This is a genomic window from Flavivirga jejuensis (assembly GCF_030540765.1).
GTDB lineage: Bacteria > Bacteroidota > Bacteroidia > Flavobacteriales > Flavobacteriaceae > Flavivirga > Flavivirga jejuensis.
On sequence record NZ_JAUOEL010000007.1, the window covers coordinates 374,872 to 390,241 of the forward strand.

13 protein-coding genes are annotated in these 15,370 nt (G+C 31.8%); all 13 read right to left on the reverse strand.

Going from position 1 to position 15,370, the window contains the following annotated elements; genetic code table 11:
- Nucleotides 1–88 precede the first annotated feature (88 nt).
- From Q4Q40_RS19300 to Q4Q40_RS19360, 13 genes are read right to left on the reverse strand one after another with little or no spacing between them, the layout of a single operon-like run.
- Nucleotides 89–712: a class I SAM-dependent methyltransferase gene (locus Q4Q40_RS19300; protein ID WP_303303635.1), complete on the reverse strand. Its 624-nt coding sequence runs from the start codon at nucleotides 710–712 to the stop codon at nucleotides 89–91.
- Nucleotides 705–2,924 (reverse strand): GMC family oxidoreductase N-terminal domain-containing protein, encoded by a 2,220-nt coding sequence (locus tag Q4Q40_RS19305; RefSeq protein ID WP_303303636.1) that lies wholly within the window; start codon nucleotides 2,922–2,924, stop codon nucleotides 705–707. The genes Q4Q40_RS19300 and Q4Q40_RS19305 overlap by 8 nt, the downstream gene beginning before the upstream one ends.
- On the reverse strand, nucleotides 2,884–4,029 hold the full coding sequence (locus tag Q4Q40_RS19310; RefSeq protein ID WP_303303637.1) for a GNAT family N-acetyltransferase: 1,146 nt from the start codon (nucleotides 4,027–4,029) through the stop codon (nucleotides 2,884–2,886). The genes Q4Q40_RS19305 and Q4Q40_RS19310 overlap by 41 nt, the downstream gene beginning before the upstream one ends.
- Nucleotides 4,022–6,121 (reverse strand): alpha/beta fold hydrolase, encoded by a 2,100-nt coding sequence (locus Q4Q40_RS19315; RefSeq protein ID WP_303303638.1) that lies wholly within the window; start codon nucleotides 6,119–6,121, stop codon nucleotides 4,022–4,024. Before Q4Q40_RS19315 ends, Q4Q40_RS19310 begins: the two co-directional genes overlap by 8 nt.
- 5 nt (nucleotides 6,122–6,126) lie before the next feature.
- Complete coding sequence (locus Q4Q40_RS19320) at nucleotides 6,127–7,881, reverse strand: C45 family peptidase (RefSeq protein ID WP_303303639.1); 1,755 nt, start codon at nucleotides 7,879–7,881, stop codon at nucleotides 6,127–6,129.
- A 32-nt stretch (nucleotides 7,882–7,913) separates the two neighbouring features.
- Nucleotides 7,914–8,342 (reverse strand): GNAT family N-acetyltransferase, encoded by a 429-nt coding sequence (locus Q4Q40_RS19325; RefSeq protein WP_303303641.1) that lies wholly within the window; start codon nucleotides 8,340–8,342, stop codon nucleotides 7,914–7,916.
- Nucleotide 8,343: 1 nt separating this feature from the next.
- Complete coding sequence (locus Q4Q40_RS19330; protein WP_303303642.1) at nucleotides 8,344–8,580, reverse strand: phosphopantetheine-binding protein; 237 nt, start codon at nucleotides 8,578–8,580, stop codon at nucleotides 8,344–8,346.
- 9 nt (nucleotides 8,581–8,589) lie between these two features.
- Nucleotides 8,590–9,501 (reverse strand): amidohydrolase family protein, encoded by a 912-nt coding sequence (locus tag Q4Q40_RS19335; RefSeq protein ID WP_303303643.1) that lies wholly within the window; start codon nucleotides 9,499–9,501, stop codon nucleotides 8,590–8,592.
- On the reverse strand, nucleotides 9,491–10,975 hold the full coding sequence (locus Q4Q40_RS19340; protein WP_303303644.1) for a class I adenylate-forming enzyme family protein: 1,485 nt from the start codon (nucleotides 10,973–10,975) through the stop codon (nucleotides 9,491–9,493). The genes Q4Q40_RS19335 and Q4Q40_RS19340 overlap by 11 nt, the downstream gene beginning before the upstream one ends.
- The gene (locus tag Q4Q40_RS19345; protein ID WP_303303645.1) at nucleotides 10,966–12,051 is read right to left on the reverse strand and encodes an FAD-dependent oxidoreductase; all 1,086 of its coding nucleotides are present in this window, start codon (nucleotides 12,049–12,051) and stop codon (nucleotides 10,966–10,968) included. The genes Q4Q40_RS19340 and Q4Q40_RS19345 overlap by 10 nt, the downstream gene beginning before the upstream one ends.
- The gene (locus Q4Q40_RS19350) at nucleotides 12,036–12,371 is read right to left on the reverse strand and encodes a cupin domain-containing protein (protein ID WP_303303646.1); all 336 of its coding nucleotides are present in this window, start codon (nucleotides 12,369–12,371) and stop codon (nucleotides 12,036–12,038) included. Before Q4Q40_RS19350 ends, Q4Q40_RS19345 begins: the two co-directional genes overlap by 16 nt.
- A 2-nt stretch (nucleotides 12,372–12,373) precedes the next feature.
- Nucleotides 12,374–13,999, reverse strand: coding sequence for a class I tRNA ligase family protein (locus Q4Q40_RS19355; protein ID WP_303303647.1), 1,626 nt, complete (start codon nucleotides 13,997–13,999; stop codon nucleotides 12,374–12,376).
- 18 nt (nucleotides 14,000–14,017) lie between these two features.
- A complete protein-coding gene (locus Q4Q40_RS19360; protein WP_303303648.1) occupies nucleotides 14,018–15,352 on the reverse strand; it encodes a lysine N(6)-hydroxylase/L-ornithine N(5)-oxygenase family protein in 1,335 nt (444 codons plus the stop codon).
- Nucleotides 15,353–15,370 lie beyond the last annotated feature (18 nt).

The following is a 15,370-nucleotide window of genomic DNA, read 5'->3' on the forward strand; positions in this document are numbered from 1 at the left end:
TACTATGCATTTTAACACTGTCTAACTTTTTAGTAAGGAAAACGTATTGAATTTAAAACGCTGTTTGGGATTTCAAAAATTGCGATGTTTAATTAAGTTCACAAGAAATCATTTGCATAGTTCCAAAGAGTAACTTTTCATGTTTTACTTTTTTTAGTCCAACTTTTTCTAATGTAATATCAAAATCTGTTTGCAAAAATTTTTTATATAACGGTGTTTCAAATTTGGTCAGACTTTTATATATTAGGACTCCAATACCTCTTTTAGGCTTACAATAATCAATAAACATGACTCTTCCTCCTTTTTTCGCCACTCTTTTCATTTCTCTTAAAGTATTCTCTCTTACATCTGGAGTCATACAATGTAGTGCAAAAGACATAGTTACTATGTCAAACTTATTATTATCAAAGGGTAGTTTGGAACCATTAGCACAATGAAAATTAATCATTTTGGATTTGTCATTTAACCTTGCGTAATGTAACATGTCTTCAGATAAATCCATACCAGTCACTTTAGCACCTTTTTTTGCAAAAGCTAAAGCTTGTTTTCCTGTTCCAGTAGCAACATCCAATATTTCTAATGATTTTACATGACCTGTAAATTTACAAAATGCCTTTCGACATCCCGAAGCTATTAAATCAAGCCATTTATATTTAGGAGCTACTTTTTTAAAAAGTTTTTTGTTATAGATTACAAATTCATTTTCATTCATTTGATACAGTTTTGAAAGGTTCTTTCTTTTGTTTTTTTTTATTTAAATGAGAATCTACAAATATTTGAGACGTCGTATAAATTGTCTCCATTGGATTGGCACCAACTGAAGATGGAAAAACACTACTATCAACTACGAAAACATTTTCTGTTCCGTACAATTTATAATCTTGATCTATGCATCCTTTTTTAGGATCTTTGCTCAACTTAGCACCAGACATCATGTGAGCGGCAAACAGCATGGTCTCATTAGGTCTAAATTTTAAATTCTCTACAGCTTTGTCTGCTTCTTCAATTCGATCTAATATATTAAATCCAGTGTCAGAATCTGGATTTCCACATAAATTTTCAAAACTTGGAATTATCACTTTTTTAGCTCCCCCTTTAAACATTATTTTTATTGCTTCTGCTACTCCAAATCTAAATCTCGAAATGTCATTATCACTTAAAGAGTAGAAAATTTCTGGAACGCTATCTTTAGATTTTTCTATTCTATTTGTCTTTTGCATTTCTTCAATAAGTAGAACTCCAAATCCGCCAATATGTCGATATTTTTCGATTATTTTAAGTACTTGCTTCGGACTTCCAGGAATTAACATTGCACCTATTTCAGGTCTAGCGCTTGCAGATTCAAGAAGAAAATCTACTTTAGGTAAGCGATGATTAGAAGTAAGATAATCACCAATATATATGGATGATTGTGTGCCAATATGATTATCTATCTTTTTATCGAATAAACCTAGAACTAACATGAAAGGATGCATTACAAAACCTTTTCCAATCATATCGTTTTTAAATCCAGAACTTTTCAATAAGGAAGAAGTTCCAAGGTTGCCTCCAGCAATTATGATATTTTTGGCCTTTAAGCTAATCGTTTTATTTTGAGGTAAATTTAGTCCAAAAGGATCTTTAATTATTCCAGAATAATCTTCTGGATATCGAACTTTAAAATTCACTCCCATAGCTCTTCCTTTGTTCATTTTAATATTAAGAACTTCTGCATTGGGAATTAAGGTTAAAGGGTTATTATGATCTTGCATAGGCTGAAGAATATAATGTTCTACAGGTCCCTTCTTATCGGTTCTTGAATATGGTGATTCTCCTTTTTTGTAAGTATTGAGTCTATAATAAGAGGCATTTAGTCCATGCAGTTCTGCACCCTCCTTTAATATGTTATTATGGAGATTTACTTCTTCCGGTTCAACCTGACGCGTTTTAAGTCTTGACAATACTTTAGTATGTGATTCCTGTAAATCTTCATGCGTCCAAAAATCTGAATCAATATACCCCTGTTCATGCCATAAATCAAAGCGAGATCTTATCGTATTTAAGGAAGGTTCAAACGCCATATCTACATTCACAGTAGCACCACCACCAACGGCACTTCCGTTAAGTACAAAAACACCTCCATCCATTGTAGTGCGGAATCCTTTATCCTCGTAAAAGTCTAGACCTGCTCTCCCATCAAATGTTCCTGGAATGAAAAAAGAACCAGATTCTAAAATTGCAACTTTTTTGCCATTTTTATGTAATTCTGAAGCCACTAAACATCCAGATGGACCAGTACCAACTACGATATAATCTAAATCACCTTGGATTTCGTTAAATTTTTGATCATACTGAAGATTTGATTTAAACTCAGGGATTTTTATCTTTGGGTCTGCTATAAAAGCATCTTTTTTATATTCTCCTATGTCTGTAATTAACCTTCCAACTTCTCCTTTGTACGCATTTACTATGTAATAAACTCTAAGACTGGAGCCGATTCTACGATAAAAATTTATATTTGAACTAGTTAATATGTTAATAAAACGAAGCTTTTCATTATAACTCATTTGAAGAAGTGAGTATTTTTTTGATTCTTCAAAAAACTCTTCCAACTTCTTAACAGAAGGCTTTATTTCTGAATATGGAGGTTTTGTTTTCTCTACATATTTATAATAGATATTAATCCAACCAGAACGAAGTAATCGTTTTGGTTTCGAAATCAATACTAAAATCCATTTTACTGGCTCGTTAATTAAAAGTTGTTCATATTGTGTTTTTTTGGATTGTTTTATAGATGAAATGATTTTAGGATCTTCACCTTCATATGGCAGAAAAAAATCAAAAAGCACGTTATGTAAATGCCATAAATCCTCATACGATGGCATAAGCAATTTGAGTAATGCTTTATTTTTTTTTTCTAATATTTTCTGTAATAAATTTTTCATAAATATTGTATTTTTTATATACTTTCCCTCCCATCATAGTAGCTAGTCTATTTATAACATGATTATCTTCTAGAGTCCAACTTCCTTCGCAATGAAATTTATTTAATTTTAAAGCATTGAGAGCAGATTGATAATATAAAAGTGCATCAATTCCCTTACTTCTGTATTCAGGTAAAACCCCAATTAGCATCATTCGCAACCATCCTATTTTATTTTTAGCATTTAATAAGTGTAAAAAACCAAAAGGAAATAATCTTCCTTTCATTTTTTTCAGTATTTCGTTATAATCATACAATGTTACTATCATTCCAACGGGTTTATCGTCGATTTCGGCAATCAAAATCAATGATTTCTCTACAATAGGCTTCATACTCTTAGCCATTATTATAGCGGCTTCTTGTGAAATTGGGATAAACCCCCAATTATTGCACCAACATTTGTTAAATATATCGACGATAGTATATATTTCCTCCTGAAAGTTTTTCATTTGGATTTCTCTGAGCCTTACACCACTCCTTAGTTTAATTGATTCAGCAACTCTAGCTATTTTACTATTATCGGCAACATGCCTACTATTAATTTTATATGCCCAAAGTTGTTTCACCTTATTAAATCCTAAGTCAGTAGTTAGATATGGATAATATGACTTGGTGTATGGCATCATCAGGCGAGGAGCGTCATCAAAACCTTCAACTAGAAAACCAGATTCGTAGTTCATTGAAGGACTAACTGGACCTCTAATGGCAACCCTACCTCTTTCTAATAACCATTTGGTTGCTTTTTTCAGAAGTAAATTTGCAATCTCTGGGTCATTATAACATTCAAAAAAACCAAAGAAACCAATATTCTCGTTATGTACCTTATTGTGCTCATGATTGTCAATTGAGGCAATCCTTCCTACGACTGATTCATTCTTCTTAACCAGATATAATTGCATATCGCCCTCTGCGAAAAATGGGTTTAATTTCTTATCGAATAGTTTTATATAATCTTTTTTTATTGGTGGCACCCAATTCGAATCATCTTTATAAAGATCATATGGAAAGTCAATAAAATCATTTAAAAGTCTCGCATTATTAACTTCTTTGATAAAATATTTATTCATTTATGGTATTCTCTATTTCGGACATTAATTCGTTTTTCACTTGTACTAACCCATGTTTAAATTCGAAATATTCTGGATCTATCAAATACTTATTTACAATTTCGAGTAACAAACTGGTATTATCATAGTGCAAATAATGTGTGCCTCCCTTAATAATTGCACAGTCTACTTTTCCAGATAGCCCTGCTGCAGCTTCTGTAATTTCACAAGAAGAGATATTGTCTTCCTCACCAGAAATCATTAATACTGGAATATTTAGATTTATTAGCATCTCTGTCACATCTTTCTCCCATAACATTAAGAGTTGTCGAGCATAATTCAAAACACTTGATGGCGTTAAAAATGGTTCAATAATCATCGGCTTAATATCCTCTCCTATAAGGGATAAAATATCTTGAACTAAATCTCTTTTTTTCTCTTCATCTTGAAGTTCATCAAAAGCAATTACTTCTTCTTCCTTAATGAGAATATTTTTTAGAGCTTCTATTATAATTGAAGCTATATAAGGGTTTTGATTCACTCTGTCGCAAATTTGTTGCATATCATTTTCATAGGTTGTATGATATTTTTCGAATCCAGGCACTCCTTTAAAGCAGCTGCTAAGAAAAATCATGGTGTTTACCAATTCAGGATAATCAGCCTGAAACTGTAAAGCTACTTTGGGACCAGTACACCATGCCATTATATTACATTTTTGAACATCTTCATTGTTAAGAATATGTTTTATATCTTCTACATGAGTCTGGATCGGATAACTTTCTTCAACACCTCCTTTTTGAGATGCTGTGCCTCTCATAGACCAAATAATTACGGTGTGATTTTTATAAAGACCATTTACCATCCAATCCCAAAAAGACAAACTCTGTCCATAGGCATTAAGAATAACAAGAACGGACCCATTCCCTCCAATATAATATGAAAGGTTATCTTTCCCTTCTACTACGACTGTTTTTAAATCCAATCTATGAACGACGCTTTGAAGTCTTTTACGCTGTACTTTCTTATCCTCGTCGAACTTTACTTTTGCATTTACCGTGACCTTGTACTCTACATCGTATCCAAGTTTTGGAATATCCTTATCTAATTTAGCCAAATTATAGCCTTTGTCACATTCAAAATAATGAACAGTTTGAAGGTATGAGTCAAAAATATCTTCTTCATGTAATAACAACCTATCTATAGGACCTAATTCATCGATATTGCTAACCGCATAAGAATTAATTCCAAAAGCATCTCCAATGGTAGACATATAACGTTTTAATGGTGTCGGATGTGGGTTTGTTAGATGAAAAACTTCATTCAATGTATTGGCATTTGTACATATTGCCATGAACAGAGTCACTACATGATCCACACAAATTAAATTGGCAGAAGCACCTTCTGTCACTAACATTTTAAGAGCGTTATACTTAAAATACTCAGGCATCTTAAGTTCGAGTTTGTCTTTTAAACGCAATAAGATTGCTAGATATCCGTACAAACCAGAATTGGTATCTACACCATATGTTATCGAATCACCTATTATTATTGAAGGTCTAAGAATGCGAAATGTAACCCCATATTCTTTATGATAATCTAATAACTCCTTTTCACACATTCTTTTGGAAAGCTCATAGGGGTTATGGGTTTCATCTTGATGTTCATATATTTCCTCTTTAATTAGACCTGTTTTTTTGCCTGAAACATAAGCAGTACTGACGAAGTTTATATGGGGGATTTTATAATCTGTAAGAAATTTAAGTACGTTCTTTATGCCTCCATAATTGATTCGAATAGTTTCCTCTTTTTTGTGATGTTCAAAATACAACACAGCAGCACAATGCCAAAACTCATCTATATGAACGTTAAACGGTTCTTTTAGACCTAGATTTGCTTCAGTAATATCTCCATGAATTGGAATAATTCTTGTCTTTTCAATGTTACTTAGGTCTACAACTTGTTCGAGCCGGTTCCAAAGTCTTTCTGAACCCGTCATTCGTCTTGCGCTTCGCACTAGGCAGTAAATGTTATGTGGAGTTGTTGTTAGAAGCTCTTTTATTAAGTACCCTCCCAAGAAACCAGTTCCTCCAGTAAAGAATATATTCTTTTTCATGTTTATTAATTTTTAATGTAATTTGATAATGTTAGTTGAATCCAAGGATCTTTAAAGTATCCAAAAAGACTTTTTATAATTTTATTTTTAAGGTCACATACCGACATAGTGCCTTCTATTGTAATTGTTTTTCCATCTATGCTCTTCGGGTTTTTTGCATAGTAACTTGAATATTCTCCATCTGGATTAAGAAATGATAGAATCTCGATTGCTTTTTCAAAGTCAATTTGTCCATAATTTTTTTGTATTTGGCTATTTAATATATCGTACCTCCATTGAATATCGTCATACGTATTTCTAGCTGTCTTGACTCCTTTAGGTTTTCTAATTTTATTTACTGTGAATTTGTTCATCATACAATACCTCATCTCAGGAATGAGATACATGTTTGTAACTAATATCACATCTTTTTGCAATACTCTAATTGGGGCAAAATAATAGGTATCAGGGCAATTTAGATCCCTAAAATCATTATCTAAAAATCCATTATTTGAAAACATTGTTGTTTCAAATTTTTTGTTTTTGAAATCAAAAAGCTTTCTATTATAATTTAAGTAAGCATTGGGATATTCGAAATCACTCCAACGCTCCATCATTCCATCTTTTTGATGTGGCTTCGATTTGTTAGCTTCTATAAATTCAAGTTTAGGTAGGATATCTTTATATTTCTTCGGAGGATATTTAAAAAAATCTATTCGTTTTTCTTTTTTTCCTGCTTCCACAACAACAGCTTTGTCATTGGTACCATCAGCAATTAGATATAACCATGGCACGCCTCTTTGAGATTTTCTAATCATTTCTACTCCGTCCTTAGCTGAAGTAGCAAATTGTGCACAATGACGAACAAGCATTATTGAATTTAACCCAGGTCTACTTCTATTACAATTAGCCGCAGGAACCGTATTTACACCTACTCCAATTCCTTTATTGTTCATGGCTGTAAGGGAGCCAACAAAACCTGGTGCAGATACACTAATAAAAGCCACAGACGGCTTGTCCTTAAATTTATTTGTGGGGTTGTAAATAATCATTGTTGCGACATTTTGCAAAACGTTTGCCGCACTTAACATAAAATCTCGACCAAAGAAGTGATCATTTCCTGAGAGAGTAGCATTACCAAATACAGAAAAACCATTACAAAAAATAGGAGGAACAAGCATGTTCGTTTCAAAAGAGGGCATTTTTTCTTTTAGATATAGCTCTAAATCTGTAAGTCCGTAACCAGTATATAAATAGGATAGAATAAAATCAAAAGCGGTATTAAGATTCCATAATTTATTAAAAGTAACTTTCATGCCCGACAGAGAAGAACCATCAACTAGTCCTTGAATCTCTTGTTTATATAAATCTGGAATATCTTCTGGAAATTTTTTATCTATTTTTATTGTCATTTTAGATATAAAACCCCAAATTAGTTTACATAGTTTTCTTGATTTTCTTGGATCCATTTCAGGATTAATCATAGCAGGAATAAAATTGTAAATGTATTCGTTTGCCATTTCATTTACCATATCTGGAGCAAGCCGCCCTAATAGAAACCCCATTTGATATGTGCTTCCCTCAACATAGTAAGTCGTTTTTGGTAGCCCAGTTTCATAATTTTTGGCTTGCTTACTATTTGCTAAAAACCCACGCATACCTTGAAATTTTTCAATTTTCACAACTTCATAACCATCAAGGTTAAATGATTCTAAAATACTCTCGGTCGATTTAAAAAGTGTTTTTTGTTGTTTATTTGTAGAAACAATATTTGAAAACATGGATATCTGATTAAATATATTGGATTATTGAATTAGAGTGTTTTCATAAAATGATAACAGATAATGTCCATGCGTTCTCTAAGATAAAATCGATGAGCTCCAAAACGTTGAACACCTGAATCAAGATCAATTCGTTTGCAGAGATTCTTCTTAGCATATTCAGATAGCCAATCCAGCATTTCCTTTCCATGCCCTCCAGATCTAGAGTTAGATGTGGTTATCAAATCATCGATGTATAGATATTTCCCCCATGCTATAGATTGGCTAATCCTAAAGCCAGAAACAGCTTCAATTTTATTATCTACTTCAACTCCTAAAAGCTGATAATTTGATTTGATTTCTAATTCGCGTATTAGGTCAACATAATTTGCCTCTTCAATACAAGGCCTTAACTCCTTCATAATCAAGTAAGAAGAAAGTATTTCTTCTTTTGTTTTTAATAATCTGAGTGTAATTTTCATATCATTTGTTAACTTTTGAAATTTCAATTTTATTAATTATATCTCCTACCGTTTTTAGCTTAACAATATTTTCAGGTTTAAAAGCACCTTTTTTGGCATACACTTCTAAGTCTAAAATCAGTAACAAAAAGTTTAGGGAGTCTATTCCTAAACAACTAAGTTCATCCTCTAACTTTATAGCGTTTTTATCTATTGGAGGTTTTGTTTTGTCTGCTATTAATTTTAAAATATCTTCCATATAATTTTATTATTTAAGTATTCTGCTAATGTTATTACACATTATATTGTTAATTTCTTCAGAAGAAAGAATACTTTCTATGTTAGTTTTGAAAGTATTGACTAAACTTTTTTGATTACCGTTTAATCTATGTATAGGCCAGTCGGTTCCGAATATTAATTTATTCAGGATTCCTCTTTTCTTATGTTCCATTAAAATGTTTTTGAAATTCTCCATTCTAATGGCGTTTGTGAAACCAGATAAATCTAAATAAATATTTGATCGATATTCTGCCAATATAGCTGCTTGTTGATGCATCATAAACCCAGCATGGGCAAGTATAAAATTGACTTTTGGGAATCGATAGGCGGCATCATCTATAAGTTCAGGGGCACTATATTTGAAAGACATTGTAGGACTTGTTGGGCCAGTATGTAACAAAACAGGAACTTCATATTGTTCTGCGATTTCATAGAAAGAAAAAAGAATGGGATCACTTGGCGAAAATCCACATGGTGGATAAAGTTTTAATCCTTTAAATCCCCAATCCTTAATCGCTTTTTCAAAAAGATAGAGTCCCTCCTGTCCTCTTCTAGGATCAATGCCAGAAAAAATAATAAAGCGATCGGGATATTTTAAAAGTAGTTTTCTATGTATTTTATGAATTTCTTTAATTGAAGGAAATTCTTTTGGAAACATAATTCCGTAATCAATGATTAGTAAAATAGATTTTGAAATTTCCGCATTATCCATTTCATTAATAAGCAAAGTACCATCATCATCACCATGCATGTAAGAAGATATAATACCTTTTAAATGTTCTTTTTGAGATTTTAATAATTTTTGTGGCACAGAAGATACAACGTTATCAGCTATTCCTTTGAGAAAGGATGCTGGAAGCACTTTATGAGATGCAAGATGAGAATGACAATCAATTATCATATGATAAAATCAGGTTTTTAAGGTTTTCTATTTTTGGTTTTCCCGTTTTCGTTCTAGGAATTTCATCTACAATATTGATTTGGTCTGGAATATGTATTGAATTTAATTTTGAATCAATATGATGGATTATTTCTTCCTTAATGTTTGCTTTGAAATTTTGAACTATCACGAATGTGATCGCACTATCCAATTTATCCGCTTGTAATATGGCCACACTAACACTTTCTTTTACCCAGTTAAGTTCCTCAATACATTGGTCTACATCCTCCAGATAAACTTTTTTCCCTCCTCTTATAACCATATTTTTTCTTCTTCCAGCTATATATAGATAGCCTTCGCTGTCGAAGTAGCCAAGGTCTCCTGTTCGAAAGTAGCCTGATACCGTATAACATTCTTTCTGCATAGTATCATTATAATAACCTGATTGTATAACACTGTCGCCCTTCATAATAATTTCTCCTATTTCTCCTAGGGGCAAGTCCATTTCATTTTCGTTAGTATCTACAACTCTAATACTAATCCCAGCAGGCTTACCCACAGTTCTTGGTTTTATAAATTGAAAAGGAGTGATAGTAGCGAAACAGGTAGTTTCACTTAATCCATAACATGGAATAATGTGACGATTAAATTTTGAAAAAAAATCAAGTCGTACCTTTTCAGATAAAGGTGCAGCACCAGAAATTGTAAACTTCAAACTGTTAGTATCTTCAGGTTCGAACAAAGCATTAATTGCTTGAAAGATAATAGGTACGGCACTAAAAGATTTTATTTTCTCCTGTTTCAAAGCCGTTTTAAGATTACGAGATGTTATAGCATTAAAAGCCTTACAAATAACGCATTTACCTCCCATTCTTATCACTGGAATAATATCACTAATAAGAGTAAATGTGTGAAACATTGGAAGAACACTTGCTGTGATCCAGGACGAATTATAACCAAAAAGATAAATAGCTTCATTCGTGTTTTTTATAATATTTGTTGACGATAATAATACCCCTTTTGGATTTCCTGTAGTTCCAGAAGTATAAATTAAAAGTTTACCTCTAATATCTAAATTTAGATCAGGTATTTTCTGAGAAGTTTTGCAGATGTTAGAAACGTCTGGCTCTATTATTACTATGTCTCTGCCTTCTTTGATTGATAGTTTATCCGAAATAATTAGTTTAGTTTCAGAATGAAGCAGGATTTTGTTTAACTCTTCTTCGCTATAATCTGGATCAAGTGGATTGATTGTATAAGGTAAATTTAAACCGCAAATAAGATATAGAGCTTGATGAAGCCTTTCTTTACAACTTATTGTAATTACACTTCCAGAAGAAATACAATTTTTATCGATTATTTCCTTCAGTTTTATAACCCCGTTTATTAACATGCCATAGGTAATTTGAATTCCTTCACTAATATCACATAAAGCTATTTTGTCTAAATCTATGTTAAAAAAGGTTTCTTTGTTATGAATTTCTTTTAAACACATTTTGCTAAAGTATTAATGGTTTTTTCTGCAAGTGCTGGAGCTAGCCTGTATCCAGAACCACCACATCCACCTGCGATAAGATGAGTTGGGTTTCTAAATTCTGCTACAGTTATAGGTTGTCTTTTAGAGGAATAGGTATCACAGAATACACGTCCTTTGGATAGATAAGGAATCATGTTTGGTACATATTTATTCAAAATAGCAATTGCTCTGTCCAATTCATCTTCAGTTATTTTTAAAGGCTCTTTCGGACTACAATTCCATTCTTCACTTGAAACGCTAAATAACCATTTTTTTTGTTCGAGCATTGGCATTAAAAAAGAATCTTCATCTAAAAAATACAGAACCGAATCTTTTCTATTTGGGAATATGTCTATATAAAAGCAAATTATTTTTTTTATTTTCCAGTCTACCTTAAATTTCTTTATCCAAGGAATTTGTAAACTCCAAGGTCCAATAGAAGTAATAACAAAACGAGAAGAAAATTCTCTCCCGTCGGCTAATAAAATATTGTTTAGTAAACATTCTCTATCATATTTTACATTTATTACTTCTGAGTGTTCAATTATTTCAACATTTCTGCCTTGATATTGTGAAGCAAGAAGAAGTTTTGAAATGGAACTTTTATCAATTGCACGGTAACATTCAATTGGACCATGAATCTCTTGCTCTTTTTGAAGCTGCACCTTCTTTTTGGAAATATTTAGTTGGTTACAGCTAGAATTTGATTGTCTTAACTTTTTCTCAAATCTATTTTTATTAAAACTATCAGGTTTTCCTATTGCATAAGCTTCTAATCTAACAGAAGGAAAATCCAGTATCTCAGATGTAATATTATTAAAATGAACTCGCGATAAAGCAGACATTTTTTTTATTTCATCTGTTAGATTGTTTGGAAAATCTAAATCAGCACCAAAATAAGAAGCTCCACTTCCCATTTTCGATTTGTCGATAACAGCAATTTTCCATTCAGAAAACATATTGGCTCCCAAAAAGGCACACCAAGCACCTACGTAACCACCACCAATGATAATAAGGTCAAAATACTCATTAGTTGTTTTTAAACGTTCCACCATATAGAGAATATCAGAATGTTTTCTTTTCCAGAATTACAAATTGAATGAGATTCATTTGAGTCAAAAAAAAGAATATCTCCTTGTTTTACTTTTCCTTCTTTCTTTTCATTACGAATAAGTTCACCTTCTCCTTTCGCAATAAACCAACACTCTCTTACTTCATGAACATCAATCAAACTAGATTTTCCAGGAAACACTTCCCATCTTGATGCTTTAAAAGGTGCCAACTGTATGTTATTTGTGTTAAATACCACCTCTTCGACTACCATAATTTCTTTTTCTATTAATGGCGGTAGGAATTCTAATTTTACGTTCCTCATAATTAATTAAATTTTAGTTGTTTTTCTATAATTGTTTTTGGTAAGCATGGTAAAAGATTATTGTAATCTAATATTTCAAAAAAGCTGGTAGGAATTTCTAACTTTTCAAGTGAGTTAATATTATTAAAGTTTTTATTAGTAGGAGCTCCTGTATTTCCAAGTGCTTTCCAAATTGTCTCACTAATTTCAGGCATTATTGGAAAAAAGAATAATGATAATGACTTCAACAACCAATATGGATTAGCTAACCAATCTTCATTTTTGATTGTTTTCAAAAACCAATTCTGAGAAAATTCAACAGCTTTATTTAAATTTTGAGTTGGAGGCATTAATAAATTTGCTTGTTGTTTAACAGCCAACATTAGATCTTTGTTAAGGTTTGATGGAAGTTTTTTTACCTCTTTCGTTTCTAATAGTTGATATAAAAGTTTTTGAACTTTTATATCAAATTCTTTTACTAAAAAACTATTATTAAAGTGAATAAAATCAGATATATTAAAATCTGTTTCCTTGTCTTTAGGATGGTTCTTTGCAAGATAAAATCTTATAGAATCGCTTTTTGCTTTTGTTTTATTAACTATGTCTCCAGCCCATATCACATGAAGTCTGCTAGTTGAAAACTTACTTCCCTCAAGTTTGTAGAAATGGTTTGTAAGCAAATAATCGAATGGTTTAAAAGTATTCGATTCGATAGCAGACCCCAAAACTCCTACAAACCATGGTATGGTACTGTCTATGCCAAAACTTGCTATAGTAGTTACCTCTGATCCCTTTTCGAACGGGTTTCTATCAAGATTCATTTCTTTCGAATACAATGCTCCACATACTCTTGACAGCGAGAAAAGACCAGTATATGGAAAAACAACGTGGTAATTTTTTCCTTCTAAATTTTCATTTCCCCATTTTACCCCCCAATTACCAGGATTGGTTATTCTCACTTCTCCTTTGTAGAAATCAAGATAACGTTCTATAATTTTGAAAAATTCTAAACGTGTTCCCATAGATGTAATATGATTCAATAACTTTTTGATATTTTTAATTTTCAAAAAGAATGTATTCACATTTTTTTCCTTTATATCGGTTTCACCTAAAGTGGGTTTAGTTTCTTTAAAATCCTCTGGATTAAACTGCATTCCACATACTTCACACAGATAACTTCCAGCGTCATTTTGACAATGAGGGCAATTTCCTCGAATCCAAGTTCCTACAATGTATTTATCTGTTTTTGAGCTGTAAAAAACCTTTTCGTTACGTCTATAATATGACTTGGTTTTTGAGAGGGCTTCCATGGTATTCAGATACATGTCATCAACTTGTTTTTTATATGCATTATCTAATGGGTTAAAATAATCACAATCTATCATTAAAGCTTTCAGGTCATCTTCTATAAGTTTATGGAAATGATTACAAACTTTATAAACGTCCATTTTAGTTTGATAAGACTTGAGAAGAACATATGATTCGTAGATATCTGAACTTGAAATAACTTTTGCCGAATCTCCATTTCGATTAAGAGATCTAGCAAGGATATCCATTTTTAAGAATGGGCCTCCAATATGCCCAAGATGAAGTCTTCCATTTGGTGTGGGCATCGCAGGAATCAGCAAAAATTTTTTTTTAGATTTCATGGCTTGTTGTGTTAAAAATTATGAGATATTAATTTTGTCCAGTTTGTTATTGGGTGCGTTTATTTCTGAATCCCACTCAAAGGTTGAACTTTCTCCTTTGAGGCAATAATACTCTTCTTGTAAAAGAGAGTTTACTATTTTTGCTGCTCGCCAAGAATTAAGGCTCAAATTGGGGTTTGGAACTCCCCAAATTTTTCTTGCACCGTTCTGAACATATATTTTATTGTTCTTGGGACCATTCCATGGAACAGAAAAATCTTCATTCATTTCTACAAGCTGGTCATTTTCTCTAAAGTCTCCCTCTATTGATTCGATAAATTTGGGTAACTTTTCTTTATAACCAGTTGCCAGTATTACAATATCTACATCCAACACTTTGATTTTTGGGGGAAGCATTTTATTTATTACTAGTTTATACGAGCTACCATTTTTATAAATATCTTCTAATTGACAGGAGGGGTGAAAATCGCATATTTTGTTACCAACCAGAACTTCTTTTTCGTAAAGTTTGCTGTAAATACTTTTTAAAAGATCTTCGCTTATTCCATCTGAAGTAAGTTTTTGATTTTCTATTAATTTAAGCTTTACGTTTTTAGGAAGTTTGAAAAAGTATTCACTATAAGAAGGAGTATATAATTCATTGGTAAATGGTGAGTCATCCATAGGCAAGAAATTATACCTTTGAGAAATCCAATCAATTCTTTTTGGTGAATTTTTAGAGTCAAGTGAAATAAGGTTATTAATAATTTCTGCACCACTTTGCCCACCACCAATAACAGCTACTCTTTTGTTACTGAATTGTGTGTTTTTTTTCATAAAAACGGAGCTATGAAAGAGTGTATCTCCAATATATTTTTGAAAAACTTCAGGCACAAATGGAATAAGTCCCGTTCCAATAACAATATTTTTAGAACGATAGGTCTGAGTCTTTGTTTTAACAACAAAGTAATCTTTCATGAAACAAGCAGAAATGACTTCATTTCCAAATTCTAAATTATTCATCTTCTGAATAACCCAATTATAATATTGATTAAATTCTGTTCTCTTAATATCATCTATTCCAGAAATTGAAAACCTATATAATCGCTTATTTTCAGATAAAAAATTAAGAAAAGAAAAAGGGTTTGTAGGATCTACAAGAGTAACTAAATCTTTAAGGAAAGATACTTGCAAGGTAACTCCACTCATAAGCATACCTTCATGCCAAATAAAAGAGGTTTGTTTATCCAGAAACAAGGATTTGAATCCTTGAATTGGTGATAATAATGCTGAAAGGCTTAAATTGGCAGGTCCAACCCCTATACCAATAGAATCGAATAGAGATTTGTGTTTCTGTTTTTTTAAATTATCCATTTAAAGCAAATATATTAG

Coding starts and splice junctions, on each gene's coding strand:
- Q4Q40_RS19335 (WP_303303643.1), bottom strand. CDS start 9,501: ATGATAATTGATTGTCATTCTCATCTTGCATCTCATAAAGTGCTTCCA.
- Q4Q40_RS19305 (WP_303303636.1), bottom strand. CDS start 2,924: ATGAAAAATTTATTACAGAAAATATTAGAAAAAAAAAATAAAGCATTA.
- Q4Q40_RS19340 (WP_303303644.1), bottom strand. CDS start 10,975: ATGTGTTTAAAAGAAATTCATAACAAAGAAACCTTTTTTAACATAGAT.
- Q4Q40_RS19315 (WP_303303638.1), bottom strand. CDS start 6,121: ATGAAAAAGAATATATTCTTTACTGGAGGAACTGGTTTCTTGGGAGGG.
- Q4Q40_RS19325 (WP_303303641.1), bottom strand. CDS start 8,342: ATGAAAATTACACTCAGATTATTAAAAACAAAAGAAGAAATACTTTCT.
- Q4Q40_RS19330 (WP_303303642.1), bottom strand. CDS start 8,580: ATGGAAGATATTTTAAAATTAATAGCAGACAAAACAAAACCTCCAATA.
- Q4Q40_RS19350 (WP_303303646.1), bottom strand. CDS start 12,371: ATGAGGAACGTAAAATTAGAATTCCTACCGCCATTAATAGAAAAAGAA.
- Q4Q40_RS19355 (WP_303303647.1), bottom strand. CDS start 13,999: ATGAAATCTAAAAAAAAATTTTTGCTGATTCCTGCGATGCCCACACCA.
- Q4Q40_RS19320 (WP_303303639.1), bottom strand. CDS start 7,881: ATGTTTTCAAATATTGTTTCTACAAATAAACAACAAAAAACACTTTTT.
- Q4Q40_RS19300 (WP_303303635.1), bottom strand. CDS start 712: ATGAATGAAAATGAATTTGTAATCTATAACAAAAAACTTTTTAAAAAA.
- Q4Q40_RS19360 (WP_303303648.1), bottom strand. CDS start 15,352: ATGGATAATTTAAAAAAACAGAAACACAAATCTCTATTCGATTCTATT.
- Q4Q40_RS19345 (WP_303303645.1), bottom strand. CDS start 12,051: ATGGTGGAACGTTTAAAAACAACTAATGAGTATTTTGACCTTATTATC.
- Q4Q40_RS19310 (WP_303303637.1), bottom strand. CDS start 4,029: ATGAATAAATATTTTATCAAAGAAGTTAATAATGCGAGACTTTTAAAT.